Origin of the sequence: Nocardioides sp. T5 (assembly GCF_048161455.1) — a bacterium.
In the GTDB taxonomy this organism is placed as follows: Bacteria; Actinomycetota; Actinomycetes; order Propionibacteriales; family Nocardioidaceae; genus Nocardioides.
In genome coordinates, this window is sequence record NZ_CP182415.1 from 4,095,773 (window position 1) to 4,120,165 (window position 24,393).

A 24,393-nucleotide genomic window follows, 5' to 3' on the forward strand; every position below is an offset into this window, starting at 1 on the left:
GTGCCAGGTCGGCGCTCGCTGAGCGTGACGGATCGGCGCCGGTGCGCGAACTGCCTTCCTGGTGCCTCACCCGATCGAGTCGAGGACCTCGACGCAGGCAGCCCAGGCGTCGCTGCCGGGCTCGACCACCTCGAAGTGGCCGCCGGTGACCTCGACCAGCGTGGCCTCCGCGCCGGCGGCGGACGCGGCGTCGACGTAGGCCTCGGCCTGCCGGAACGGGACGGTGTCGTCGTCGCGAGCATGCACCGCCCACACCGGCACGTCGAGGGGCACCTGACCGAGCGGGTCGGCCTGGTCGTACGCCGTCTCGCCGGCGTCGCCCAGGAACGCGAGCGCGGCCCCGTCGCCGAGGCGCTCAGCCACCGCCGCCCGGAGGTCGAGCACCCCGGCCTGGCTGACGACGTGGGTCACGCGGGGTCCGTCGGCCCATCGCTCGAGACGCGTGCGGCCGCCGGCCCAGGCGGCGAGGTGGCCACCGGCGGAGTGGCCGAGCGTCACGACCGGCCCTTCGACGTCGGCCGCGACGGCGCCGATCGCCGCGTGGACGTCGTCGAGCGTGGCGGGGAACCCGCCGCCGTTGCCCACCCGGCGGTACTCCACGTTGGCCGCCGTCCAGCCGCGTCCGACCAGGTCCTCGGCGAGCGGGGCGCCGTACTCCGCGCCGTACTGGGCCCGCCAGAAGCCGCCGTGGATGACGACCACCAGCCCCCGGCTGGCGCCGTCGGGCACGTGGAGGTCGACCCACTGGCTGGGGTCGTCGCCGTAGGTGATCCGCTCGGGTTCGCTGGGCACGCCGCCCACCCTGCCGGACGGCTCCTCGGCGCACCCGGCGAGGGCGGCCGACACGCCGGCCACCCCGGCGGCTGCCAGCACCGCACGGCGGCTCGGCCTCACTCGGTGGCGGCGGGGTAGGGCTGGACCAGGCTCATCAGGAGGTAGGTCCGGCGCTCGGGGTCGCGGCCGCGCGTGCGCTCACCCCACGACTCGACCAGCGCCTCGACCTCGCGGAAGAGCTCGATCGCCTCCTCGTCCGTGAGCTTGAGGGCGTGGTCGGCGAAGGAGAAGACACCGCTCCCCTCCGGGTGAGCGGTGTCGAAGGAGCGCTCGATGACGTGGTGGCCCCAGGCCTTCTTGTTCTGGCGGAAGACCTCGACGGCCGCCCGTCCACCGGGCGCCTTCTCGAGCTGGCCCAGGCGCACCGTGTAGCCGGCGGGCGCCGCGCTGCGCCACACCCGGTCACGCTTGTCGTGAGCCTCCTCCGGTGCCTCCTCGACCAGCCCGTACTTCGCGAGCTGGCGCAGGTGGAAGCTGGCCTGGTTGGCCGGGATCCCGAGCTCGCGGGCGATGTCGGCCGCCCGGACGGGTCCCGAGGCCTCGATCTCGTCGAGGATCCGCCCCCGGACGGGGTGGGCCAGCGCGCGGAGCACGCGCGGGTCGTTCAGCTGCTGTGGCTCGGCCATCACCCCAGCCTAGACCAGTTGCGCACGAACTATTGCGCAACATTACTTGCGCAACATATGTTGCGCATATGCCCGGATACCGACAGCTCTCCCGCAACCGCGACTTCACGGTGCTCTGGATCGGCGACACCGTCAGCGAGCTCGGCAGCTCGCTGTCGATGTTCGCGTTCCCCCTCATCGCCTACGCCCTCAGCGGCTCGGCGCTCACCGCCGCCCTCGTGGAGGCCGCCTACCTCGGCGGCCTGTGCGCGACGCTGCTCCCGGCCGGGGTGCTCGCCGACCGGGTGGACCGCAAGCGGATCATGCTGGTCTCCAGCGCCACCGGCTGTGCGGCGTACGCCTCCCTCGCGGTCTCGGGAGCCGTCGGCAGCCTCACGCTCCCCCACCTCGTCGGGGTCGCGCTGGTCGCGGGCGTTGCCGCCGGGGCGTTCAACCCCGCGCAGCTGTCGGCGATCCGCTCGGTCGTCACCACCGACGACCTGCCGACCGCGCTCAGCCAGAACCAGGCCCGCCAGCACGTCGCCTCGCTCCTGGGCGGCCCGCTCGGCGGCGCGTTGTACGCCGTCACGCGGTGGCTGCCGTTCGCCGTCGACGCGATCACCTTCGCGGTCGCGTGCGTGACGGTCAGCCGGGTGCGCACCGACCTGTCAGCACCGCACCGTCGGCGCGAGCCGCTGCGCCGGCAGCTGGCAGAGGGCTTCAGGTTCATGTGGCAGCGCCCGTTCTTCCGCACGCTGCTGGTTGGGCCGCGCTGGCCAACCTCGTCACCAACGCGATCTTCTTCGTCGTCCTCCTGCGCATGGTCGCCGACGGGGTGCCGGCCGCGCAGATCGGCCTCGTCTCGATGGCGGCCGGCCTCGGCGGGATCCTCGGCGCAGCCGTGGCACCGAGCCTGATTCACCGGATGCCGACCGGGCGCCTGACCGTCCTCATCGGCTGGATGTGCTGCCTGCCGCTCGTGCCACTGACGGTCTCGTCGAGCGTGTGGACCGCGTGCGCGAGCACGTTCTTCCTGCTGCTGCTCAACCCGGTGGGCAACGCCGGCATCAGCTCGTACCGGATGGCCGTCACTCCTTCCCACCTCCAGGGCCGGGTGGGGTCGACGAGCCAGTTCGTGTCGATGTCGGTCATGCCGCTGGCGCCGCTGCTCGGCGGCTACCTGCTCGAGCACCAGGGCGGCACCGCCGCGATCACCGCACTGGTCATCGCGAGCGCCCTGGTCGCCACCCTGCTCACCTCGAGCCGGTCGATCCGGTCCGTGCCGCGCCCCTCGGAGTGGGTCAGTGCCGAGAGCGCAGAACCCGCACTCGCAGCCTGACCCTGCGACGGGTGGTCCAGTGAGGAATGGCTGCCAAGGAGCCCCTCCGGGCCAGCCACCTCCCGCGGGACTACCCGGGTGGGCCGAGCGCTCGCGCTGACCCGGTCCCCCGACATCTTCAGGGACCGCCTGACATCTTCAGCGATCCCCGGTCAGCCGCGGATCGCTGAGGTTGTCGGCCCGTGCACGGCCTGACATGTACGGGAATCGCCGGTCAGCCGGGGATTCCTGAAGATGTCGGCTTTCGCAGAAATCTCGTTGCTCAGGAGCCGAGGGCGGCGGGGAGGGTCGCCTGCCAGGCGGCCTTGGCCTCGGCGACGGGGAGGTCGAAGACGCCCTCGACGGAGAGGGTGTCGCCCCCGGTGCGCCCGAGGGGCGTGACCGGTACGCCGTGGCGCTGGGCGAGTGCGACCAGGGCGTCGGCCTGCTCGTCGGTCACCGTCACCAGCGCGCGGGCGGTGGACTCCGAGAAGAGCGCCACGAACGCGTCGTCGGCGACGGAGACCAGCGAGACGGACGCCCCGACACCGGAGCCGAAGGTCGACTCGGCGAGCGCCTGGGCCAGGCCGCCGTCGGAGAGGTCGTGGGCGCTGGTGACGACGCCGTCGCGGGCGGCGTCGTGCAGCATCGCGGCGAGCGCCTGCTCGGCCGCGAGGTCGAGCCGCGGCGGCAGGCCACCGAGGTGGCCGTGCACGACGTGGGCCCACTCGGAGCCGGAGAGCTCCTCGCGGGTCTCGCCGAGCAGGAAGACCCGCTCGTCGGCGGCACCGAAACCGGTCGGCGTACGGCGCGTGACGTCGTCGATCACGCCGAGGACCGCGACCACCGGGGTCGGCAGGATCGCCGTCTCGCCGGTCTGGTTGTAGAGGCTGACGTTGCCGCCGGTGACCGGGATGCCGAGCTCGAGGCAGGCGTCCTTCAGGCCGCGGCACGCCTCGGCGAACTGCCACATCACGTCGGGGTCCTCGGGCGAGCCGAAGTTGAGGCAGTCGGAGACCGCCAACGGCCGCGCGCCGCCCGTGGCGACGTTGCGGTAGGACTCGGCGAGCGCGAGCTGGGCGCCCGTGTAGGGGTCGAGCTTGGCGAAGCGGCCGTTGCAGTCGGTGGCCACCGAGACGCCGAGGTTGGTGTCGGCGTCCACGCGCACCATGCCCGAGTCGGCCGGCTGCGCGAGCACGGTGTTGCCCTGGACGTAGCGGTCGTACTGGTCGGTGATCCACGACTTGTCGCACAGGTTGGGCGACGCGACCAGCTGGAGCACCGTGTCGCGCAGCGCCGCGCCGGAGGCCGGCCGCGGGAGCGCCTCGGCGCCGTCGGCCTGGAGCGCGTCCTGCCAGTCTGGGCGGGCGAACGGGCGCTGGTAGGTCGGGCCGTCGTGGGCCACGGACCGCGGGGGTACGTCGACGACGCGCTCGCCGTGCCAGTCGATCTTGAGGCGTCCTGAGTCGGTGACCTCGCCGATGACCACGGCCTCGACGTCCCACTTCTCGCAGATCGCCATGAACGCGTCGACGTCGCCGGGCTCGACGACGGCCATCATCCGCTCCTGCGACTCGCTCATGAGGATCTCCTCGGGAGCGAGCGTGGAGTCGCGCAGGGGCACGCGGTCGAGCTCGACGTGCATGCCGCCGTCGCCGGCGGAGGCCAGCTCGGAGGTGGCGCAGGACAGGCCGGCGCCGCCGAGGTCCTGGATGCCGGCGATGACGCCGGCGGCGAAGAGCTCGAGGGTGCACTCGATGAGCAGCTTCTCCATGAAGGGGTCGCCGACCTGGACGCTCGGCCGCTTCGCCGGGCCCGTCTCGTCGAACGTCTCCGACGCCAGCACGGAGACGCCACCGATGCCGTCGCCGCCGGTGCGGGCGCCGTAGAGCACCACCTGGTTGCCGGTGCCGGTCGCGTTCGCGAGGTGGAGGTCCTCGTGGCGGAGCACGCCGACACAGAGGGCGTTGACGAGCGGGTTGCCGGCGTAGGTCTCGTCGAAGACGGCCTCGCCGCCGATGTTGGGCAGGCCGAGGCAGTTGCCGTAGCCGCCGACGCCGGCCACGATCCCGGGCAGCACGCGCGCGGTGTCGGGGGCGTCGAGCGGGCCGAAGCGCAGCGGGTCCATCACGGCGACCGGGCGGGCGCCCATCGCGAGGATGTCGCGCACGATGCCGCCGACGCCGGTGGCCGCGCCCTGGTAGGGCTCGACGAACGACGGGTGGTTGTGGCTCTCGACCTTGAAGGTCACGGCGTACCCCTGGCCGATGTCGAGCACGCCGGCGTTCTCGCCGATGCCGGCGAGCATCTTGCCGACGGGAGTTTCCTGGGGGATATCGCCGAACTGCTTGAGGTGCACCTTGGTGGACTTGTAGGAGCAGTGCTCGCTCCACATCACGCTGTACATCGCGAGCTCGGAGCTCGTCGGGCGACGGCCCAGGATCTCGCGGATCCGGGCGTACTCGTCGGCCTTGAGGCCGAGGTCGGCCCACGGCTGCTCACGCTCTGCGTCGGTGGCCGCCAGGGCCACCGTGTCGAGGGTGCCGGTCGCGCCGGAGGTCGTCAGACCGGCGTTCGCGAGGGCGGGGGACTGCGGGGCGGCGCTCGTGTCGGGCACGGCGCCAATCTACCGGCGCTGCTCCCCCACCGGACGTCCGGGAGTCGCCTCGTGGACCACCCGTACGGACTGGCGCCGCTCGCCGCTGCCGAGGTGCTCGTCGCCGTCGGTGTCCGTCGCGACCTCGTCGACCTCCTCGACCGGGTCCTCGTCGTGCTCGGCGGGCTCGTCGTCGCGGCGCGAGTCCTTGCCCGGGCCCCGCGGGCGCTGGCCCTCGCGGGCCGCCTCCCGCTCGGCCCTGCGGGCCGCCCGCTCGGCGCGCTTCTCCTCGAGCGCGGCGCGCTTGGCCTCGCGCACCGCCTCCTTCTCCCGGGCGGCGCGCGCCGCGGCCTCCTCCGAGACCGTCCGCTCGAGCCGTGGGGTCGCCATCCGGGCCGGGCCGCCACGTCCGCTCGCCATGCCCCGCGACATCGTGCCCGCACGCGCCGCCATGCCGCCGGCCCCCAGGCCCCCGACCGGGGGCGTGCCTGCGGCCGAGGGCCGGGTGCGACCGCGCCGGCCGAGGAGCCCGCCTGCCGCGCTCGCGGCCAACGACGTCAGCCCGGCGGCGGAGAGGCCGGTCAGGTCGGGGACGGTGACCGCGACCGGGGCGAGCGGCGGCAACCCAGCCTGGCCCCCGACCCCGGCCTGGGCCGCGCCCGGCACCGAGGTGGACGGCGGCGCGACGATGCCGACGCCCGACTCCTCGCCGGCCGGGCCGCCGAGGAACCCGGCGAACCTGCCCCCGGTGAGGGACATCAGCTCGGTGCGCACCGTCACCATCTCGGCGCGGGCGGACCGGAGCCGGGCGCTCTCCTGGTCGAGCGCCACGGTCAGCCGGCGGCGGATGTCGTCGGTCTCGGCCTGGCCGCGGGTGACCTTGCTGCGCTCGTCGTCCTCGGACGGCTTGAAGACCAGGTGCCGTGACTCGCCGACCACCTCGTGGGGCACCGCCGCGACGGTGGTCCAGGCGCGGTCGAGCTCCTTCTGCGACGACGCCATCACCCCGGCAGCGGCACGCAGGCAGTCGGCGACCAGGTCGGCGAGGGTGGTGAAGCGGTCGAGGCGGGCGAGCACCTGCTTGCGGTGCTGCTCGTAGCTCTCGGCGGACGCCGCGTCCCAGCCCTCGGTGGCGCGCCGGGCGGCGTCGACGAGCTCGTCGCCGCGACGCGCGACCTGGGCGCCGACCTCGGTCCACCGCTGGGCGGCGGCCTCGAGCGGCCGGACGTCGGCACGCAGCTCCCACGGGTTGGCCGGCACGACTCACCGACCTCCCGGTCCCGGCAGGATCCCGAAGGGACCTTGGCCCAGCAGGTGCGTGGCGCGGTCGAGCTCGGCGGCGACGACGTCGTCGGCGCGCAGGGCATCGCGCGCGGCGTCGACCAGTCCCTCGACCCCGAGCTCGAGGGCGCCGGCGAGCGAGGTGAGGACCGCGTCGGCGTCGGCCAGCGCATCGGCGTACGACGCCGCGAGGTCGACGGCCCCGGCCGCGTCGCCGAGGGCCGCGCACGCCCCGGCGAGCTCGCCGAGGGCGTCGGCCCAGTCGTGCCGCATCGCGTCGAGGATGCGCTCGGAGGAGCCCGCCAGCTCCACCAGCCTGGCCGGCTCGACCTGCATCAGGGATCGCTTGCCGCTTGCGCTCACCTCAGCGGGATACCCGCGCCGGCGCGAGCCAAACACGCGGCCCGCCGGCCTGTGGGCACACAAGTCGGCCCGGCCGGTTTCGCGCCCGCGCGTTCGGGGAAGGTCAGCGACACGACCTGCACCGAGCCCGCCCCAGGAGCCGCGATGAACGCCGTCATGACCGTCGACCTCTCCGAGCTCGACGCCTGGTCCGCACAGGTGCAGCGCGCGAGCGACGACCTGTCCGGCATCGCACGCAACGGCGGCCACGCGCTCGTCCGGACCGACTTCGGCCCCATCCTCGAGACGATGATGGGCGCCTACCACGCCCTCCTCCCCTCGGTGCACCGGTCGCTCGAGGACAACGGCACCGGGATGCGCGACCACGCGGAGGCGCTGCGGGCCACGGCCCGCGACTTCACGCTGACCGAGGACGGCGTCGTACGTCGTCACCAGGCCGCCGGCGTCGACGGCCGCGACGGCTCGAGCGGCTTCTGGGACGTCGCCGACACCACCATCCGGCGGGCCGGCCCCACCGAGAGCAGCCTCCCGCAGGTCAGCTTCGGCTTCCCCTACGACACGGTCTGCGACCTGGTGCGCATGCTCACCGGCTTCGACATCCGCGCCGAGCTCGCCGAGAAGATCGGCGGTGACGTGGTGAGCGCCTCCAGCCAGGGCTCGTCGTTCGGTGCGCTCGGCCAGTCGATGCGCGGTGTCGCGGCCAACCTCGAGAGCGGCAGCCGCACCATCTCGCACACCTGGCAGGGCGGCGCGTCCGACGCCGCGGTGAGGCAGATCGGCACGTGGGTCGGCTCCCTCGACGCGCAGGCCGGCCAGCTCGTCCAGATGGGCCAGACCGTCGTGCAGGTCTGCCGCGACGCCTGGCAGACCGCGCTCGCGGTGGTGCAGTGCGTGAAGGCGGCGGTGCAGACCGTCTCCGCCGCGCTCGCCACCATGAGCATCCCCGGTGTCGGCTGGGCCCGCGTCGTGCAGGCCGTCTTCCAGGCCTTCCAGGCGGTGATGAAGGCCTACCAGGCGCTGATGAAGCTCATCAACATCCTCAAGCAGGTCGAGTCGCTCATCTCCACGGTGAAGGGCTTCTTCGACGGCGACAAGGCGCCGGTCTCCACGCTCGGCGTCGCGGTCTCGACCGGTACGCCGAGCAGCGTGACGCGCGATCCCGGCACGATCACCACCCCGACGGTCGGCCAGCGGCCCGCGCCGGTCGCCCCTGCGCTGGCATAGCCTCCCGCCATGAGCGACCACCGCAGCCAGGCCGAGATCCTGGCGGCGATCAACGCAGCACGCGAGGACCTGACCTCGAGCCTGGCCGACCTCCGGGCGAGCGTCGAGGAGCTGGAGAAGAAGCCGTTGCTCACCGACGAGGAGAGGCAGGCGCTCGAGGAGCAGGCCGAGTCGGGCGAGCTCGGCGAGGACATGCAGGCGCTCGTGGAGAAGATCCGCGGTGGCGAGGACACGTGGGAACAGGTGTTCTCGGGACAGTCGCCCCACGGTGCGCTGCTCCAGGGGCACCTCGCGCGGATGGTCGACGAGCACCAGGACGACATCGCGCTCGCCTTCGAGGAGCTCCTCGAGGAGGAAGAGGCGAAGGGCAACTTCGTCCTCGACGACGTCCCCACCCGCGACTGACCTCACGGACCGCGGCGAACTACGACGGTGTAGTTCGCTCGAACGTCTGTTACGCGTGTGACTCATGTGGTTCTCTGGTCGGGCTCGCCCGCCGTCGTACGCCTTCCCCGCCCGCTGGAGTCACCATGCGTCGCCTCGTCCTCGCTGCCCTCGCGCTCGTCCTTGCCGTGCTCGCCGGCTCCTCTCCGGCGACCGCGGACGAGACCGCGCCCCAGGCGCGCAAGCTCGCCTCGCAGCGCCAGATCGCCCTCGCGACCCCGGGCGACTTCACCGGCTACGGCTTCGACCAGTGCGTCGCCCCGACCCAGTCGGCGATGGACGCCTGGTGGAAGAAGTCGCCGTTCACGGCGGTCGGCATCTACATCTCCGGCGACTCCCGCGCCTGCCGCACGCAGCCGAACCTCAGCCCCACGTGGGTGGCGACGCAGGTCGCCCGCGGCTGGCGGCTACTGCCCATCGCGCTCGGTCCGCAGGCGTCGTGCCAGCCGCGCTTCCCGCGCTACAAGGACGACTTCAAGATCTCCCCGAGCCCGGCCGGCGGCTACGCCACGGCGGCCGCCCAGGGCGCGGCGGAGGCCGACAAGAACGCCGCCGACGCGACGACGTACGGCATCGGGGCGGGCAGCACGATCTGGTACGACCTCGAGGGCTTCAACTTGCAGGACACCCACTGCCGCGAGTCCGCGCTGGTCTTCACGTCGGCGTGGGTGACCCGGATCAAGGCGCTCGGCTACACCGCCGGCTTCTACTCCAGCGCCAGCTCGGGCATCAAGATGCTCGACGACGCGCGCCGGCTGCGGCCCGGCCAGTTCGCCCTCCCGGACCGCATCTGGATCGCCCGCTGGGACGGCGCGGCCAACACGTCCACGACCTACATCCCCGAGGACGGCTGGCGGCCGGGCGGCCGGATGAAGCAGTACCTCGGCGGCCACAACGAGACCTGGGGCGGGGTGACGATCAACATCGACAGCAACTTCATCGACCTCGGCGCCGGCTCGCAGCCGCGGCCCGAGGGCCGGTGCCCCGGCACCCGGCTGGGTTACTGGAAGTACCCGAAGCTCTCCCCCGCCTCCGCCCGCGCGACGCGGGTCAAGGTGCTGCAGTGCCTGCTCACCGAGCAGGGCACCTACTCCGGGCCGGTCAACGGCTCCTACGACGCCGCCACCATCGCGGGTGCGCGCGCCTGGCAGTCCGCGCGCAGGTTCACCCCGAGCAACACCTTCAGCAAGCGGCACTGGACCGCGCTGCTCGCCGCCGGGTCCCGTACGACGCTCAAGCGCGGGTCGGTCGGCGAGTCGGTCCACCGGCTGCAGCGGGCGCTCAACGCGGCCGGCGCGGGCCGCTTCCGGGCGACCGGCGTGTTCGACGCCAAGACGGAGTCGGCCGTGCGGACCTACCAGAAGCGGCTGCGGATCGGGGTCTCCGGCGTCGCCACCCGGCAGACCTGGAACAAGCTGCAGCAGGGTCGCTGACGCTCGAGGTCGATCAGGCGGGCGGGCCGACGACGAGCGCCACGCCCGTCAGGCCGGCGACGGCGACCAGGCCGACGAGCGCGCCCTGGGCCGGACGGCGGACCAGCCATGCAGTGAGCTTCTCGAGGAGGCCGTGCGGCGCGTCGGAGCGGAGGCGCCAGGCGTCGGCCAGCAGCCCCGCGCGCTCGGCGTACCGCTCGAAGGGCACGGTCGCGAACGGCGGCACCGCCGCGCCCAGGCCCAGCGCCAGCCGGCTGACCGACCACTTCTGGTCGACGAAGAGCAGCACCGTCACCAGGCAGTAGGCGATGAAGACGACGCCGTGGACCATGCCGAAGACCTGCACGCCGAGCTCGGTGGTCTCGGTGACGTACTTGAGGAACATCCCGGTCAGCAGCAGCGCCCAGGTGACGGCCTCCGCGCGGGCGACCAGGCGATAGAGGCGGGTCGGACTCATGCGAACGCCTTCTCGGCGAGCGAGGTGAAGAAGCCGAGCCCGTCGGTGCCGGGGCCGGTGAGGTCCTCGACCGCGTGCTCGGGGTGGGGCATCAGGCCGACGACGTTGCCGCGCTCGTTGGAGATGCCGGCGATGTCGCGGAGCGAGCCGTTGGGGTTGTGGTCGAGGTAGCGCGCGACGACGCGGCCCTCGCCCTCGAGCCGGTCGAGGGTGGGCTGGTCGGCGACGAACCCGCCCTCGCCGTTCTTGAGCACGATCGTGACCTCCGCGCCCGCGGCGTAGGCCGAGGTCCACGGGGTGTCGACACGCTCGATGCGCAGCCGCTGGTCGCGGCAGACGAACTTGCGGTGGTCGTTGCGGATCAGCGCGCCCGGCAGCAGGTGGGACTCGCACAGGATCTGGAAGCCGTTGCAGATGCCGAGCACCGGCAGGCCCTTGCCGGCGGCGTCGACGACCGACGTCATGACCGGAGCGAACCTCGAGATGGCGCCGCAGCGGAGGTAGTCGCCGTAGGAGAAGCCGCCCGGCAGCACGACCGCGTCGACGCCCCTGAGGTCGTCGTCACCGTGCCAGAGCGCGACCGCCTCGTTGCCACCGATGGTCACGGCGCGGCGCGCGTCGACGTCGTCGAGCGAGCCGGGGAAGGTGACGACCCCGACCTTCATGCGCGGCCGGCCTCGTGCGCGACCTCGGCGACCGAGTGCTCCTCGACGTGGACCTCGAAGTCCTCGATCACCGGGTTGGACAGCAGCGTCTCGGCGACCTTCTCGATCTCGGCCAGCACCTCGTCGGTGATCTCGCCGTCGACCTGCAGCTCGAACCGCTTGCCCTGGCGGACATCGGTGACGAGGTCGAACCCGAGCCGGGGCAGTGCACCGAGCACCGCCTTGCCCTGGGGGTCGAGGATCTCGGGCTTGGGCATGACGTCGACGACGACTCGGGCCACGGGGATGCTCCTGGGTGACAGGGTGGGGCGGGCAGTCCCGATTCTAGTGAGCCGCCGCACGAGCGCGCCCGGCGGGCATGACGGTGGACGGAGCGGGTACGCGAGGGGTGGCGGGACGACACGCGCGACGGGAGCTCGGATGGCACGGATCGGCATCTCCGGCTGGCGGTACGCCGGCTGGCGCAACCACTTCTACCCCTCCGGGCTGCCGCAGCGCCTCGAGCTGGCCTACGTCGGCGAGCGCCTGACCACCGTGGAGGTCAACGGCTCCTTCTACTCCCTGCAGCGGCCGTCGAGCTGGCGGTCGTGGGCCGAGCAGGTCCCGGACGACTTCGTCTTCGCCGTCAAGGGGCCGCGCTTCGTCACGCACATGAAGAAGCTCAACGACGTCGAGGCGCCGCTCGGCACCTTCCTCGCCTCCGGCGTGCTGTCGCTCGGCGATCGGTTGGGCCCGCTGCTGTGGCAGCTGCCGCCCAACCTGGGGTTCCACCCCGACCGCCTCGCCGCGTTCTTCGACCTGCTGCCGCGCACCACCTCGGCCGCGTCGTCGTACGCCCTCCAGCACCAGGACGCGGCCAAGCTCAAGGAGCCCGCCGACACCTCGACGCCGGTCGACCGACCGCTGCACCACGTGCTCGAGGTCCGGCACCCCTCCTTCCGCACGCCGGAGTTCTGCGAGCTCCTGCGCGCCCACGACATCGGGATGGTCGTCGCCGACTCGGCCGACACGTGGCCGATGTTCGACGAGGTGACCAGCGGTGTCGCCTACGTCCGGCTGCACGGTGACACCGAGCTCTACGCCAGCGGCTACTCCGACGCGACCCTCGACCACTGGGCCGACAAGGTCCGGGCCTGGGAGGCCGACGGCCTCGACGTGTACGTCTACTTCGACAACGACGCCAAGGTGCACGCCCCCTTCGACGCCCTCGCGCTCCAGGAGCGGCTGGGGATCAGCCCGCTCGTCTAGCCGCCGTGGGGAACCGTTGGGTCGTCGATCGGGCTCATGGGCGACCCGACGGTTCCCCAGCAAGTCGGGCGTCAAGGGCGGCGTAGTGCTCGAGCATGACGGCGTCGCGCTCGGCCTCGTGGGCGTCTCGTACGACGAGGGGCGGGGCCGGCACGAACGCACCGACCTGCCATCGACGCTTGCCGGGCGGCGCCCAGGCCGCGCGGTCCCGGGCGGCGGCCATCCGCTCGACCTGCACCCGCTCCGGGTCACTGCCCACCACCGCGAAGGTCTCCAGCCCCACCCCGCGAAGCGATGCGTGCCGCTTCTCGTCGCGGGACTGACGGCTTGCCGAGCGATGAGCAGCGCCGTTGAACTCACCGCAGACGCCTGCCTCCACGTCGAGCAGGTCGACGACGGCGAGCAGCCGGCCGGAGAGGTCACGAACCTCGCGATTCATGAGCGGGCGCGGGAAGCCCGCCACCGACTCCCACACCTGGAGCATGTCGGACTCGCGCGGCGACCGGCACTCTGCGCATGCCCGCGCGAGGGCGTACGACGCCGCAGCTGGCAGCCGCTGCTGGGCGCGCGCCGCCTCCCGCAGCCGGTCGAGGTCGACGACGCCTGCCGCCAGCGCCATGTCCACCATCACGCCCGCCCGGCGCGCACTGACCGCCCGACGGACCTCGTGCAGGAGTGCGAGCTCGCCGGGCACACACGCGACGCCGACCAGCCGGGCTGCTCGCGGAAGGGGAAGGCGGGTGCGTTCGACGATGACCTCCGGGCTCCGGATTCGCGCCTCGTGCTTCATCAGCACCGGCACCGGCAGCGGTGTCCGACGGTCGTCGTCCAGACCTTCGAAGTAGCTCGCCCCCGCCAGCCGCAACGCCGCCCACCCGGTGAGCAGGGCGGTTCCGGGTCGCAGCCGCACGCCCACCTCGTACGCCCGCTGCTCAGGTGTGCGTGGGGTGTCGGCGGGCACGTGCCAGCCCCGCCCGACCTGCAGCCAGCCAGGGCCACGCAGGACGCCGGCCGTCGGTCCGTCACTCCCCGCGCCCGAACGCCGTACGGGCATCACGAGTCGCGGCGGCGGCGGACACCGCGGGTGCCAGTTCTCCTCCATGGCTGACGTGTGCCCGCCCGTGCGGGCACCACACGCTGCTGCGCGACTCTGTGGACGACGTCGCTTGGGGAACGGTCGAGCTGCCGATCGGGCCTTCAGGGGACCCGACGGTTCCCCAGCCGGACGGCGTACGTCACGCCCGCCGGCGCGCCGACACGATGACCAGACCGACCCCGAAGCCCGCGAGGATCGGGCCGATGACGGCCCAGATGCTCTGGTCGGTCATCGGGCTGCCCTCGAGGTAGCCGAGGCCCTGGAAGGTCCACACGGCACCCATGAGCACCATGATCACGCCGAGGACGATCCCGAGCGGGCGCATCAGCCGAGCTCGCGCTTGAGGATCTTGCCGGTCGCGGTCATCGGCAACGCGTCGACGAACTGGACGATGCGGGGGTACTTGTAGGCCGCCATCTGCTCCTTGCCCCAGGCCACGAGCTCGTCCTCGGTCACCGTGGCGCCGTCCTTGCGGATGACGACCGCCTTGACCTCCTCGCCGTGGCTCTCGTCGGGCACGCCGATGACGGCGGCGAGCGAGACGTCGGGGTGGGTGAGGAGGACCTCCTCGATCTCGCGCGGGTACACGTTGTAGCCGCCGCGGATGATCATGTCCTTGGACCGGTCGACGATGTAGTACCAGCCGTCGGCGTCCTTGCGTCCGAGGTCGCCGGAGCGGAACCAGCCGTCCACGATCGCCTCGTCGGTCGCGTCGGGGCGGCCGTAGTAGCCCTTCATGATGTTGGGGCCCTTGATGGCGATCTCGCCGACGACGTCCTCGCCGTCCTCGACGTCCTCGCGCACCCCGGGCTCGGGGTTGATCAGCTTCATCTCGACGCCCGGGATCGGCTTCCCGATGGAGCCGACGCGCACGGGCTCGCCCCACACGGAGAAGCTCGCGACGGGCGAGGTCTCCGAGAGCCCGTAGCCCTCGAGGATCGTGACGCCGAACCGGTGCTCGAACTCCTTGTGCACCTCGACCGGCAGCGCGGAGCCGCCCGCGACCGCGACCCGCACGTGGTCGGCGACCTTCTTCACGTCCACGCCCGAGTCGTCGAGCGCGCCGAGCAGGCCCCAGTACATCGTCGGGACGCCGGCGAAGAACGTCACGCCCTCCTGCTCCATCAGGGTCAGCGCCGGGCCGGCCTCGAAGCGCGGCAGCATCACGACGGTGCCGCCGAAGGCGAAGCCGGCGTTCATGATCACCGTCTGGCCGAACGAGTGGAAGAGCGGCAGCACGCACAGCAACGTGTCGGGGTTGTCGGAGTCGGCACCGAAGAGCGCGTCGCTGGACAGCGCGTTGCTGATCATGTTGCGGTGCATCAGCTCGGCACCCTTGGGCTGGCCGGTGGTGCCCGAGGTGTAGAGGATGACGGCGGTGTCGTCGGCGCCGACCTCACGCGTCTCGAAGACGGGCGACTGGCCCTTGAGCGCCTGGCCCAGGGTCTCGGTGCCGGCGATCGGCGACTCGGCCGCCGGGTCGGCGGTGATGACGAAGAAGTGCTCACACCCGTCGGTCTGCTCGAAACCGGCGTGGCCCTCGGTACCGATCGGCAGCTCGGGCGTGCCCTGGAAGCAGAAGTACGCCTTCGCGTCCGAGTCGTCGAGGTGGTAGGCCACCTCGCGTCCCTTGAGCAGCACGTTGAGCGGCACGACGGTCGCCCCGGCCTTGAGGATGCCGTAGTAGACGATCGGGAAGTAGGGCAGGTTCGGGCAGCTCAGCGCGACCTTGTCGCCCGGCTCGATGCCGCGCGAGACCAGCAGGTTGGCGACCTGGTTGGCCGCGGCGTTCACCTGGGCGTACGACAGGCGGGTGCCGCCGAGCACGACGGCCGTGCGGTCCGGGTGGGCCTCGGCGGAGCCTTCGAGGAGCGAGGAGAGGTTCGGCATGGCGCAAACCTACTCACCGGTCGTGACCGGCGTCACCCGTCGGCGCGCTGCGCGATCCGGTGGCCGGCGGTCTTGAGGTCCGCGGCGATCGCGCGGCCGGCCAGCAGCCCAGAGCTCCTCGCCGCGACGGCGTACATCCCCGCGCCCGACACCTCGCCCTCGGCGACCACGCGACAGCCGTCGCGGGTGCCGGTGAAGCGGAGCCGCAGCGACGCCTCGACCCCGCGCCAGGTGCCGCGCTCGGCCCATGCCCGGAAGGGCGTGAACTCGACGACCTCGAGGCTGGGTCGTACGCCGACCACGGTCAGCTCGGTCCAGGTCTGCCCGAGGTGGGGCTCCTCGTCCTCGGGCACGTCGACCGACAGCAGGCTCGACTGCCACTCCGGGCGTCGACGCGGGTCGACGAGGTAGGCGAACGCCTGCTCCGCCGAGTGCGGCAGCTCGACGGTCGCGGTGAAGCGCCGCGTCGTCAGAACGTCTCCCCGGTCAGCAGCTCGTAGGCCTCGACGTAGCGCGCCCGGGTGCGCTCGACGACGGCGTCGGGCAGCGGCGGCGGGGCCTCGCCGGAGGTGCGGTCCCAGCCGGACTCCCCGGTGAGCCAGTCGCGCACGATCTGCTTGTCGTACGACGCCTGCGCGCGGCCGGGCTGCCACTCGGCGGCGGGCCAGAAGCGGGAGCTGTCGGGGGTGAGGACCTCGTCGGCGAGGATCGTGGCGCCTCCCTCCGACGCCGGGCGACGGCCGAACTCGAGCTTGGTGTCGGCCAGGATGATGCCGCGCTCGCGGGCGATCCCGTGCGCCTTGTCGTAGACCTCCATGGTCAGCATCCGCAGCTCGGCGGCCGCGTCGTCGCCGACGGCCTCGACGACCGCCTCGTAGTCGACGTTCTCGTCGTGGTCGCCGAGGTCGGCCTTGGTGGCGGGCGTGAAGATCGGCTCGGGCAGCCGGCTGCCGTCCTGCAGCCCGGCGGGCAGCGCGATGCCGCAGACCTCGCCCGTGCGGTGGTAGTCGAGGAGGCCGGAGCCGGTGAGGTAGCCGCGGGCCACGCACTCGACCGGGAACATCTCGAGGCGCTCGCACACGACCGCACGGCCGGCGACGGACGCGGGCACGGCGGTGGAGACCACGTGGTTGCCGACGAGCCCGGCGAGCTGGTCGAACCACCACAGCGACATCCGGGTGAGGATCTCGCCCTTGTCGGGGATCGTCGTGTCGAGGACGAAGTCGTAGGCGGAGATGCGGTCGCTGGCGACCATCAGCAACCGGCCCTCGTGCTCGCCGGAGTCGATCCGGTAGAGGTCGCGGACCTTGCCGGAGTGGAGGTGGGTGGTGCCCTCGATGACAGGTGCTGCGGGGATGTTCAGCTCGGTCACGCGGCGAGCCTAGTGGCCGAGCGCTGCATGAGCAGCGCGAGTCCGGCACCCGCGACGCCCGCGAGGGCCGCCGGGACCACCACGACAGGCAGCGGGGGCGGGCCCGGTGCGGCGCTCGGGTCCACGACCACGCCGAGGACGACGGCGACCGCCACCACCAGGACGACGCCGATGCCGAGACCGGCGAGGGCGCTACGCGGCGCCGACGCCCGACCGGTGCGGGCCAACGCCCGCAGCGCGAGGCCCACGGCGAGGCCGAGGAGCACCCCGACGGGCAGCGTCGCGAACGCACCCACGACCGCGCCGAGCACGGGACCGATCTCCGGCCTCGCCTCGGGGTCGGGCGTCCGGTCGGACGCGTACGACATCAACTGGCCGAGCGCCACGCCGAGCACGACCCCCGCGGCGGCACCGCCGACCACGCCGGAGCCGACCCAGCCGAGACCGAGCCATCCCGGGTCGCGACGCTCAGCAGCCATGTCCCCCATGGCGGGACCCTAGCGGTGCAGCCACCAGCTCATCCGCCGCGTCATCCACGGCAGGAAGACGTAGGTCATGAGCGGCGTCATCACCGACGTCACCAGCACCACCCGGGGCACGAGCGGCCAGCCGCCGATGGTGCGAGAGGCCACGAAGTTGGCCAGCAGGCTGAGCGGGAGGAAGACCATGAAGATCACGACCATCTGCTTCCAGCGCGGCGGCGGCACCGGGGCCGCGCTCAGGGCCTCCACCGTGGCCGGCTCGTCGAACCAGCCCTCGATGCCCGTACGCCGCTCCCGTCGCGACTCCTCCACGTCACCCGCGGCCGCCTCGAGCCACCAGGCCCGCTGCGGGGAGGCCTCCCAGGCGGCGAGCGACTCGGCGTCGGAGAAGCGGTAGAGCATGTGCCAGTCGGTCGAGTCGGCGCTCGGCCGCACCCAGCCCGACCCCAGGAACCCGTCGAACTTCTCCGCCATCGACGTGCCCGCCTGCATCCAGGCCAGCATCTGTGTGGAGTGCGACGGGTCGACGTGACGGGTGACGGACACGGTCACGGGGGCGCTCATGGGTTTCAGTCTCGGGCGCAGGCGGCCCCGGGGTGAAGCCGACGCCGACGAGATCCCGGCCACGTCGGACCTTGGCGCGGGGCCGGCACGGGGACCTCGACGTCTACGACCTCACGCTCACCCGGTGACCTGGAAGGAGGACGCACCGCTGGCTGCGGCGTCGCGTACGGCCAGGTCGCGCACCCGCGCCGAGGGCGGCCCGTGCCGGCACCACTCCACGAGCGCGTCGACCGCGGCGTCCTCGCCCTCGGCGTGGACGAGCACGCTGCCGTCGACCTCGTTGCGCACCCAGCCCACGACCCCGAGCTGCTGCGCCCGCTCCTGGGTGTGCCACCGGAACGCCACGCCCTGCACCTGCCCGGTCACCCGGGCCTGGACCGCCTTCATGGACCCATCCTGCCTCCTCCCGCCGGGCGGTCCTCGCCGCTGGGGCCGGGTGAGAGGCTGACGCGGATGACCCAGGACGAGCAGGCCCAGGACGAGCGGGCGCCGGACACGACGGGCGAGGCGGCGTACGAGCCGGACCCGCGACGCTGGCGCGTGCTCGCGGTCTCGCTGGTCGTCGGCTTCATGTCGCTGCTGGACGTCACGATTGTCAACGTCGCCGTGCCGTCCATCCGCGCCGGGCTCGAGACCTCGGCCGCGACGATCCAGTGGGTGGTGTCGGGCTACGCGCTGGCGTTCGGCATGACCCTCGTCGCCGGCGGCCGGCTCGGCGACGCCCACGGCCGGCGCCGGATGATGACCATCGGGCTGGTCGGCTTCATCGTCTCCAGCGCCGCCGTCGGGCTCGCGCCCAACGCGGCCGCGATCGTCGTCGCCCGGCTGGTGCAGGGCGCCAGCGCGGGCCTGCTGACGCCACAGAACTCCGGCCTCATCCAGCAGCTCTTCCGAGGACCCGAGCGAGGCCGGGCGTTCGGGATGTTCGGCTTCACCGTCGCGGTCGCCTCCGCCGCGGGACCGCTCATCGGCGGCGCCCTCATCGCGCTGCTCGGCGAGGAGAACGGCTGGCGGTCGCTCTTCCTCATCAACGTGCCCATCGGGCTTGTCGCGCTCGTGCTGATCCGCCGCCTGGTGCCCGACAACGACGTGGGCGCCGAGGCCGACAAGGACCCGCGCGTCGATCTGGTCGGGGCACTGCTGCTCGGGCTCGCGGTGATCTCGGTCCTCTACCCCCTGATCAGCCTCGAGGGCGGTGCCGGACTGCCGCTGGTGGGGCTGCTCGCCTTCCCCGCGCTGGCGTGGGCGTTCGTGCGGTGGGAGGCGCGGACCGTACGGCTGGACCGGCCGCCGCTGCTCGACCTGTCGCTGCTGCGCGGCCTGCCGGGATACGCCAACGGCCTGCTCGTCGGCACGCTCTACTTCACCGGGTTCACCGGGATCTTCCTGGTCCTGTCGGTGCACCTGCAGGAGGGCGAGGGCTTCTCACCGCTCGGGGCGGCGCTGCTGATGACGCCCTTCGCGGTCGGCGCGGCCACCACCTCGCCGTTGGCGGGCAGGCTGGTCGGGCACATCGGGCGCCGCGTGACGCTGGTCGCGCTCGCCGTGATGATGACGGGCACCGCGCTCGCCGCCGTGCTGGTGACCCAGCCGACCGACCGGCTGTGGTGGACGCTCGCGCCGGCGATGCTGCTCGCCGGGATGGGCGGCGGCGGCGTCATCTCCCCCAACTTCACGCTCACCCTCGCCGAGGTCCCGCCGCAGATGGGCGGAGCGGCCGGGGGCGCGCTGCAGACCGGCCAGCGGATCGGCTCCGCGCTCGGTGCAGCACTGCTGATGACCGTCTACCTGGCGGTCGACGCCGTCGCCTCCGCACCGGTCGCCGCCCGGGCCTCCCTGCTGGCGGCGCTCGCCGTGCTCGCGCTCGCCCTCGCGGCCGCCGTACGCTCCTGGCGGCTCGGCGACTGACGAGCACCATGCAGGCAGTTCGGGCCTGCGAGACCGGCGCTGAGCGTGCAATGTGGCGGACGAACCGCGAACTGCCTGCGTGGTGTCAGAGGATCGCGCCCGGCGAGTACGCCGCCGCGCCGGGGTGGGCGGCCGCGAGCGCCTCGACCCGGGCGACGACCGCGCGGGTCTGGGCCACGGCCGCGCCGGTGAACTCGATGGGGTCGGCGACGAGCGCGTCGATCTGCTCGCGGGTCAGGCCGAGCCGCTCGTCGGCGGCGAGCTTGGCGAAGACGTCGTTGTCGGCCTGGCCGGCGCGCATCGCGAGGGCGGTGCCGACGGCGGCCTCCTTGATCGCCTCGTGGGCCGCCTCGCGCCCGACGCCGTTGCGGACGGCGGCCATCAGCACCTTGGTCGTGGTGAGGAACGGCAGGTAGCGGTCGAGCTCGCGCTGGATGACCGCCGGGAAGGCACCGAACTCGTCGAGCACGGTGAGGAAGGTCTGGAAGAGGCCGTCGGTGGCGAAGAACGCGTCCGGCAGCGCGACCCGGCGCACGACCGAGCAGGAGACGTCGCCCTCGTTCCACTGGTCACCGGCGAGCTCGCTGACCATCGACAGGTGGCCGCGGAGGATGACGGCGAGGCCGTTGACGCGCTCGCAGGAGCGGGTGTTCATCTTGTGGGGCATCGCGGACGAGCCGACCTGGCCCTCCTTGAAGCCCTCGGTCACCAGCTCGTGGCCGGCCATCAGCCGCACCGTCGTGGCGAGGTTGGAGGGACCGCTCACCAGCTGCACCAGGGCGGCGACGACGTCGAAGTCGAGGGAGCGCGGATAGACCTGGCCGACGCTGGTCAGCACCTGCTCGAAGCCGAGGTGGGCGGCGACCCGCTCCTCGAGCTGCTCCAGCCGGTCGGCGTCCCCGTCGAGGAGGTCGAGCATGTCCTGGGAGGTGCCCATCGGGCCCTTGATGCCGCGCAGCGGGTAGCGGGCGAGCAGCTCCTCGATGCGCTGGACGGCGATGAGCATCTCGTCGGCGATCGTCGCGAAGCGCTTGCCGAGGGTGGTGGCCTGGGCGGCGACGTTGTGCGAACGCCCCGCCATCACGGTGGCCTCGTGCTCGGCAGCGAGCCGGCCGAGCCGCACCAGCGCGGCGACGGCGCGGTCGCGCACGACCTCGAGCGAGCGGCGTACCTGCAGCTGCTCGACGTTCTCGGTGAGGTCGCGCGACGTCATGCCCTTGTGGATGTGCTCGTGCCCGGCGAGGGCGGAGAACTCCTCGATGCGGGCCTTCACGTCGTGGCGGGTGACGCGCTCACGGGCGGCGATGGAGGCGAGGTCGACCTTGTCGACGACCGACTCGTAGGCCTCGACGACGCCGTCGGGCACGTCGATGCCGAGGTCGCGCTGGGCCTTGAGCACGGCGATCCAGAGCTGCCGCTCGAGGACGATCTTGTGCTCGGGCGACCAGATCTCGGCGAGATCGGCGCCGGCGTAGCGGGTGGCCAGGACGTTGGGGACGCTCACGGGCACCCATCCTCCCATCCGGCGCCGACCGCAGGTGACCAGCCGTCCCACACGGACCACCAGCGGTCGTCGCGCTCGAGGAGGTCCGCGACCTCGGCCTCCGCGTCGAGGGTGGCGAGCAGCTCGTCCGCGGTGATCCGGGCGGCGGACATGCTCGGCGCAAGGTGCTCCACGTCCTTCCACCGCCAGTCGCCGTCGGGCGCGATCACGATGTCGAGCTGGAGGTCGTTGACGTCGACGCCATCGGCGGTGCGCACGACCGGGGTCTCGAAGTTGACGTACCAGGACACGAAGCCGGTGTGGTCGAAGAACTTCCACACCGAGTACCAGTCGTCGGTCCGCCGCAGCTTGAGCACGGTCGTGCCGGTCCAGGCGTCGAGGTGGCCCCACGGGTGCGGCACCGGGTGGGCGGGGAAGGCCATCGGGATGCCGTCGACCTTGACGGTCGCGAGCACCACGCCGTCGTCACCGACCACGCGCTCGTCCCACGACGCCCACTCGGCACCGTGCAGCACCTCGCGGACCCGGACGTCGGAGCCGACTGCGAACGGCTCAGTCACGGGAGGCGGCACCCTCGACGACCCCGAGGGGCTCGGCGGCGATGTCGCGACGCCACTGGGCGCCGGGGAAGCTGATGGAGGAGATGCCCTCGTACGCCTTGGCGCGGGCGTCGGCGACGTCGGACCCGGTCGCCCGGACCGCGAGCACCCGACCGCCCGCGGTCACCAGTCCCGCGTCGGTCCGCGCGGTGCCGGCGTGGATGACGTCGACGTCGTCCTCGACGGCGAGCGTCTCGGTGCCGACGATGACGTCGCCGGCGCTGGAGCCCTCGGGGTAGCCCGCACTGGCCATCACCACCGAGACCGAGGCGCCCTCGGCGAAGGTCGGCGCCGGCACAGCCGCCAGGTCGCCGTCGGCGGCGGCGCGCAGAAGGATGCCGAGCGGGGAGGTGAGGAGTGCGAGCACCGGCTGCACGTCGGGGTCGCCGAAGCGGCAGTTGAACTCGATGACCTTCGGACCGGCCGCGGTCAGCGCGAGCCCGACGTAGAGGCACCCGACGAAGGGCGCCCCGCGCTGCTGCATCTCGGCCAGCGTCGGTGCGACGACGTCGGCCATCACGGCGTCGACGATGCCGTCGGGCAGCCAGGTCAGCGGGGCGTAGGACCCCATGCCGCCGGTGTTGGGGCCGCGGCCGCCGTCGAAGATGCGCTTGAAGTCCTGGGCCGGCAGCAGGGGTCGCCCGACGGTGCCGTCGCAGACGACGAAGAGGGAGAACTCCGGCCCGTCGAGGAACTCCTCGACCACGACCCGGCCGCACCCCGCGGCATGGGCGAGCGCCTCGTCGCGGTCGGTGGTGACGACGACGCCCTTGCCCGCGGCGAGCGCGTCGTCCTTGACGACGTAGGGCGCCCCGAAGGCGTCGAGCGCCGCGGCGACCTCGTCGGGCGTCGTGCAGGTGCGGGAACCGGCGGTCGGCACGCCGGCGGCGGCCATGACCTCCTTGGAGAAGGCCTTCGACCCCTCGAGCCTCGCGGCGTCGCGGGACGGGCCGAAGACCGCGACCCCGGCGGCGCGCACGGCGTCGCCGACACCGGCGACGAGCGGCGCCTCGGGGCCGACGACGACCAGCTCGGCGCCGATCGACACCGCGAGGGCGGCGACGGCCGACCCGTCCATCGGGTCGACGGGGTGCAGGGTGGCGACTTCACCGATGCCGGGGTTGCCGGGGGCGGCGTGCACCTCGGTCACCGCCGGGTCGGCGGCGAGGGAGAGGGCGAGGGCGTGCTCGCGGCCGCCGGTGCCGACGACGAGGGTCCTCACCCGTGCACGACCACGGTCTGCTCGCGGCCGGGGCCGACGCCGACGCCCCATATCTTCGCGCCCGACATCTCCTCGAGGGCCTGGACGTAGGCCTGCGCGTTCTTCGGCAGCTCGTCGAAGGAGCGGCAGCCGGAGATGTCGCTCTTCCAGCCGTCGAAGAACTCGTAGACGGGCTTGGCGTGGTGGAACTCCGTCTGGGTCATCGGCATCTCCTCGACCCGCTTGCCGTCGATCTCGTAGGCCACGCAGACCGGGATCTGCTCCCACGCGCCGAGGATGTCGAGCTTGGTGAGGAAGAACTCCGTGAGGCCGTTGACCCGACTGGCGTAGCGCGCCACGACGGCGTCGTACCAGCCGCAGCGGCGCGTGCGACCGGTGGAGACGCCGATCTCGCCGCCGAGGGTCTGCAGCTGGATGCCGTCCTCGTCGAAGAGCTCGGTCGGGAACGGGCCGGAGCCGACGCGGGTCGTGTAGGCCTTGATCACGCCGATCACCCGGTCGATGCGGGTGGGGCCGATGCCGGCGCCGACGCACACCCCGCCGGCGACGGGGTTGGAGGACGTGACGAACGGGTACGTGCCGTGGTCGACGTCGAGCATCGTGGCCTGGGCGCCCTCGAAGAGGACCGTCTGACCGGCGTCGAGCGCCTGGTTGAGCAGCAGCGAGGTGTCGCACACCATCGGCTGGAGCCGGTCGGCGTAGGACAGCAGCTCCTCGACGACCGCGTCGACCTCGATGGCGCGCCGGTTGTAGACCTTCGTCAGCAGGTGGTTGCGCACGTCGAGCGCGGCGTCGATCTTCTCGCGCAGGATCTTCTCGTCGAAGAGGTCGGCGATGCGTACGCCGACACGGTTGATCTTGTCGGCGTAGGCCGGGCCGATGCCGCGACCGGTGGTGCCGATCTGGTTCTTGCCGAGGAAGCGCTCGGTGACCTTGTCGATCGTGGCGTGGTAGCTCGCGATCACGTGGGCGTTGGCGCTGACCTTGAGGTCGGCGACCTCCACCCCGCGCGCGAGGAGCCCGTCGAGCTCGCGGAAGAGCGCCTCGGGCGAGACCACCACCCCGTTGGCGATCACCGAGGTGGCCCCCGGCGTGAGGATGCCGCTGGGCAGCAGGTGGGTGGCGTACTTCTCACCGTCGATCACGATGGTGTGGCCGGCGTTGTGGCCCCCGCTGGTGCGGACCACGAAGTCGATCGGGTCCGTGGTGGCCAGCAGGTCGGTGGCCTTGCCCTTGCCCTCGTCACCCCACTGGGCACCGAGCACGACGATCGCGGGCATCTCAGCCC

The 24,393-nt window shown here is 72.7% G+C and carries 27 protein-coding genes; 7 read left to right on the forward strand and 20 right to left on the reverse strand.

The genetic code is table 11. From position 1 onward, the window contains the following. Nucleotides 1-66: 66 nt before the first annotated feature. Together ACNKF0_RS20030 and ACNKF0_RS20035 are read right to left on the reverse strand one after the other, a co-directional pair. A complete protein-coding gene (locus ACNKF0_RS20030) occupies nt 67-873 on the reverse strand; it encodes an alpha/beta hydrolase (RefSeq protein ID WP_416954558.1) in 807 nt (268 codons plus the stop codon). Nucleotides 874-890: 17 nt separating this feature from the next. Then, nucleotides 891-1,460 carry a helix-turn-helix domain-containing protein gene (locus ACNKF0_RS20035; protein WP_416954559.1) on the reverse strand — a complete coding sequence of 190 codons (570 nt, stop codon included), beginning with the start codon at nt 1,458-1,460 and terminating at the stop codon, nt 891-893. Nucleotides 1,461-1,528: 68 nt separating this feature from the next. Here ACNKF0_RS20035 and ACNKF0_RS20040 point away from each other — a divergent pair, with 68 nt between their 5' ends. Together ACNKF0_RS20040 and ACNKF0_RS20045 are read left to right on the forward strand one after the other, a co-directional pair. After that, complete coding sequence (locus ACNKF0_RS20040; RefSeq protein ID WP_416954560.1) at nt 1,529-2,356, forward strand: MFS transporter; 828 nt, start codon at nt 1,529-1,531, stop codon at nt 2,354-2,356. 8 nt (nt 2,357-2,364) lie between these two features. Next, nucleotides 2,365-2,778 carry a hypothetical protein gene (locus tag ACNKF0_RS20045; protein WP_416954561.1) on the forward strand — a complete coding sequence of 138 codons (414 nt, stop codon included), beginning with the start codon at nt 2,365-2,367 and terminating at the stop codon, nt 2,776-2,778. Nucleotides 2,779-3,040: 262 nt separating this feature from the next. Here ACNKF0_RS20045 and purL read toward each other — a convergent pair whose 3' ends face one another. The 3 genes from purL to ACNKF0_RS20060 are packed head-to-tail and all read right to left on the reverse strand — an operon-like array spanning nt 3,041 to nt 6,997. After that, nucleotides 3,041-5,323 carry a phosphoribosylformylglycinamidine synthase subunit PurL gene (purL, locus tag ACNKF0_RS20050; protein WP_416958590.1) on the reverse strand — a complete coding sequence of 761 codons (2,283 nt, stop codon included), beginning with the start codon at nt 5,321-5,323 and terminating at the stop codon, nt 3,041-3,043. A 60-nt stretch (nt 5,324-5,383) separates the two neighbouring features. Continuing rightward, nucleotides 5,384-6,613, reverse strand: a complete 1,230-nt coding sequence (locus tag ACNKF0_RS20055) for a hypothetical protein (protein WP_416954562.1) — start codon at nt 6,611-6,613, stop codon at nt 5,384-5,386. Between the two features lie 3 nt (nt 6,614-6,616). Beyond that, nucleotides 6,617-6,997 (reverse strand): hypothetical protein, encoded by a 381-nt coding sequence (locus ACNKF0_RS20060; protein ID WP_416954563.1) that lies wholly within the window; start codon nt 6,995-6,997, stop codon nt 6,617-6,619. A gap of 144 nt (nt 6,998-7,141) precedes the next feature. Between ACNKF0_RS20060 and ACNKF0_RS20065 the strand changes: the two genes are divergently transcribed. The 3 genes from ACNKF0_RS20065 (at nt 7,142) to ACNKF0_RS20075 (ending at nt 10,098) form a co-directional block, all read left to right on the forward strand. Beyond that, entirely contained in the window at nt 7,142-8,221 is a 1,080-nt protein-coding gene (locus ACNKF0_RS20065; RefSeq protein WP_416954564.1) for a hypothetical protein, read from the forward strand. Between the two features lie 9 nt (nt 8,222-8,230). Beyond that, nucleotides 8,231-8,626 carry a hypothetical protein gene (locus ACNKF0_RS20070; protein WP_416954565.1) on the forward strand — a complete coding sequence of 132 codons (396 nt, stop codon included), beginning with the start codon at nt 8,231-8,233 and terminating at the stop codon, nt 8,624-8,626. Nucleotides 8,627-8,751: 125 nt separating this feature from the next. Further along, the gene (locus ACNKF0_RS20075) at nt 8,752-10,098 is read left to right on the forward strand and encodes a glycoside hydrolase domain-containing protein (RefSeq protein ID WP_416954566.1); all 1,347 of its coding nucleotides are present in this window, start codon (nt 8,752-8,754) and stop codon (nt 10,096-10,098) included. Nucleotides 10,099-10,111: 13 nt separating this feature from the next. Here ACNKF0_RS20075 and ACNKF0_RS20080 read toward each other — a convergent pair whose 3' ends face one another. The 3 genes from ACNKF0_RS20080 to purS are packed head-to-tail and all read right to left on the reverse strand — an operon-like array spanning nt 10,112 to nt 11,501. Beyond that, the gene (locus ACNKF0_RS20080) at nt 10,112-10,555 is read right to left on the reverse strand and encodes a DUF3817 domain-containing protein (RefSeq protein ID WP_416954567.1); all 444 of its coding nucleotides are present in this window, start codon (nt 10,553-10,555) and stop codon (nt 10,112-10,114) included. Next, complete coding sequence (gene purQ, locus ACNKF0_RS20085) at nt 10,552-11,220, reverse strand: phosphoribosylformylglycinamidine synthase subunit PurQ (RefSeq protein WP_416954568.1); 669 nt, start codon at nt 11,218-11,220, stop codon at nt 10,552-10,554. The genes ACNKF0_RS20080 and purQ overlap by 4 nt, the downstream gene beginning before the upstream one ends. Next, nucleotides 11,217-11,501: a phosphoribosylformylglycinamidine synthase subunit PurS gene (gene purS, locus ACNKF0_RS20090; RefSeq protein WP_299931120.1), complete on the reverse strand. Its 285-nt coding sequence runs from the start codon at nt 11,499-11,501 to the stop codon at nt 11,217-11,219. Before purS ends, purQ begins: the two co-directional genes overlap by 4 nt. A 139-nt stretch (nt 11,502-11,640) precedes the next feature. On the opposite strand from purS, the gene ACNKF0_RS20095 reads away from it, so the two are divergent. Continuing rightward, nucleotides 11,641-12,468, forward strand: a complete 828-nt coding sequence (locus tag ACNKF0_RS20095) for a DUF72 domain-containing protein (protein ID WP_416954569.1) — start codon at nt 11,641-11,643, stop codon at nt 12,466-12,468. Nucleotides 12,469-12,502: 34 nt separating this feature from the next. Here ACNKF0_RS20095 and ACNKF0_RS20100 read toward each other — a convergent pair whose 3' ends face one another. From ACNKF0_RS20100 to ACNKF0_RS20135, 8 genes are all read right to left on the reverse strand, one after another. Further along, on the reverse strand, nt 12,503-13,429 hold the full coding sequence (locus ACNKF0_RS20100) for a hypothetical protein (RefSeq protein ID WP_416954570.1): 927 nt from the start codon (nt 13,427-13,429) through the stop codon (nt 12,503-12,505). A 274-nt stretch (nt 13,430-13,703) separates the two neighbouring features. Then, nucleotides 13,704-13,889, reverse strand: coding sequence for a hypothetical protein (locus ACNKF0_RS20105; RefSeq protein ID WP_416954571.1), 186 nt, complete (start codon nt 13,887-13,889; stop codon nt 13,704-13,706). Further along, a complete protein-coding gene (locus ACNKF0_RS20110) occupies nt 13,889-15,454 on the reverse strand; it encodes a long-chain-fatty-acid--CoA ligase (protein WP_416954572.1) in 1,566 nt (521 codons plus the stop codon). The genes ACNKF0_RS20105 and ACNKF0_RS20110 overlap by 1 nt, the downstream gene beginning before the upstream one ends. A gap of 32 nt (nt 15,455-15,486) precedes the next feature. Further along, nucleotides 15,487-16,035, reverse strand: coding sequence for an SRPBCC family protein (locus ACNKF0_RS20115; protein WP_416958592.1), 549 nt, complete (start codon nt 16,033-16,035; stop codon nt 15,487-15,489). Further along, on the reverse strand, nt 15,924-16,826 hold the full coding sequence (locus tag ACNKF0_RS20120; RefSeq protein WP_416954573.1) for a phosphoribosylaminoimidazolesuccinocarboxamide synthase: 903 nt from the start codon (nt 16,824-16,826) through the stop codon (nt 15,924-15,926). The genes ACNKF0_RS20115 and ACNKF0_RS20120 overlap by 112 nt, the downstream gene beginning before the upstream one ends. Continuing rightward, entirely contained in the window at nt 16,823-17,314 is a 492-nt protein-coding gene (locus ACNKF0_RS20125; protein WP_416954574.1) for a hypothetical protein, read from the reverse strand. The genes ACNKF0_RS20120 and ACNKF0_RS20125 overlap by 4 nt, the downstream gene beginning before the upstream one ends. A 9-nt stretch (nt 17,315-17,323) precedes the next feature. Next, a complete protein-coding gene (locus ACNKF0_RS20130) occupies nt 17,324-17,872 on the reverse strand; it encodes an antibiotic biosynthesis monooxygenase (RefSeq protein ID WP_416954575.1) in 549 nt (182 codons plus the stop codon). A 117-nt stretch (nt 17,873-17,989) separates the two neighbouring features. Continuing rightward, a complete protein-coding gene (locus ACNKF0_RS20135; RefSeq protein WP_416954576.1) occupies nt 17,990-18,259 on the reverse strand; it encodes an acylphosphatase in 270 nt (89 codons plus the stop codon). A 66-nt stretch (nt 18,260-18,325) separates the two neighbouring features. On the opposite strand from ACNKF0_RS20135, the gene ACNKF0_RS20140 reads away from it, so the two are divergent. Beyond that, nucleotides 18,326-19,780 carry an MFS transporter gene (locus ACNKF0_RS20140; RefSeq protein ID WP_416954577.1) on the forward strand — a complete coding sequence of 485 codons (1,455 nt, stop codon included), beginning with the start codon at nt 18,326-18,328 and terminating at the stop codon, nt 19,778-19,780. An 85-nt stretch (nt 19,781-19,865) separates the two neighbouring features. Here ACNKF0_RS20140 and purB read toward each other — a convergent pair whose 3' ends face one another. Genes purB through ACNKF0_RS20160 form a run of 4 tightly spaced genes read right to left on the reverse strand, consistent with a single transcriptional unit; the run spans nt 19,866 to nt 24,385 of the window. Then, nucleotides 19,866-21,302, reverse strand: coding sequence for an adenylosuccinate lyase (purB, locus tag ACNKF0_RS20145; RefSeq protein ID WP_416954578.1), 1,437 nt, complete (start codon nt 21,300-21,302; stop codon nt 19,866-19,868). Then, entirely contained in the window at nt 21,281-21,844 is a 564-nt protein-coding gene (locus ACNKF0_RS20150; protein ID WP_416954579.1) for a DUF402 domain-containing protein, read from the reverse strand. Before ACNKF0_RS20150 ends, purB begins: the two co-directional genes overlap by 22 nt. Beyond that, the gene (gene purD, locus ACNKF0_RS20155) at nt 21,837-23,105 is read right to left on the reverse strand and encodes a phosphoribosylamine--glycine ligase (RefSeq protein WP_416954580.1); all 1,269 of its coding nucleotides are present in this window, start codon (nt 23,103-23,105) and stop codon (nt 21,837-21,839) included. Before purD ends, ACNKF0_RS20150 begins: the two co-directional genes overlap by 8 nt. Continuing rightward, nucleotides 23,102-24,385 (reverse strand): adenylosuccinate synthase, encoded by a 1,284-nt coding sequence (locus tag ACNKF0_RS20160; RefSeq protein WP_299931133.1) that lies wholly within the window; start codon nt 24,383-24,385, stop codon nt 23,102-23,104. Before ACNKF0_RS20160 ends, purD begins: the two co-directional genes overlap by 4 nt. Nucleotides 24,386-24,393 lie beyond the last annotated feature (8 nt).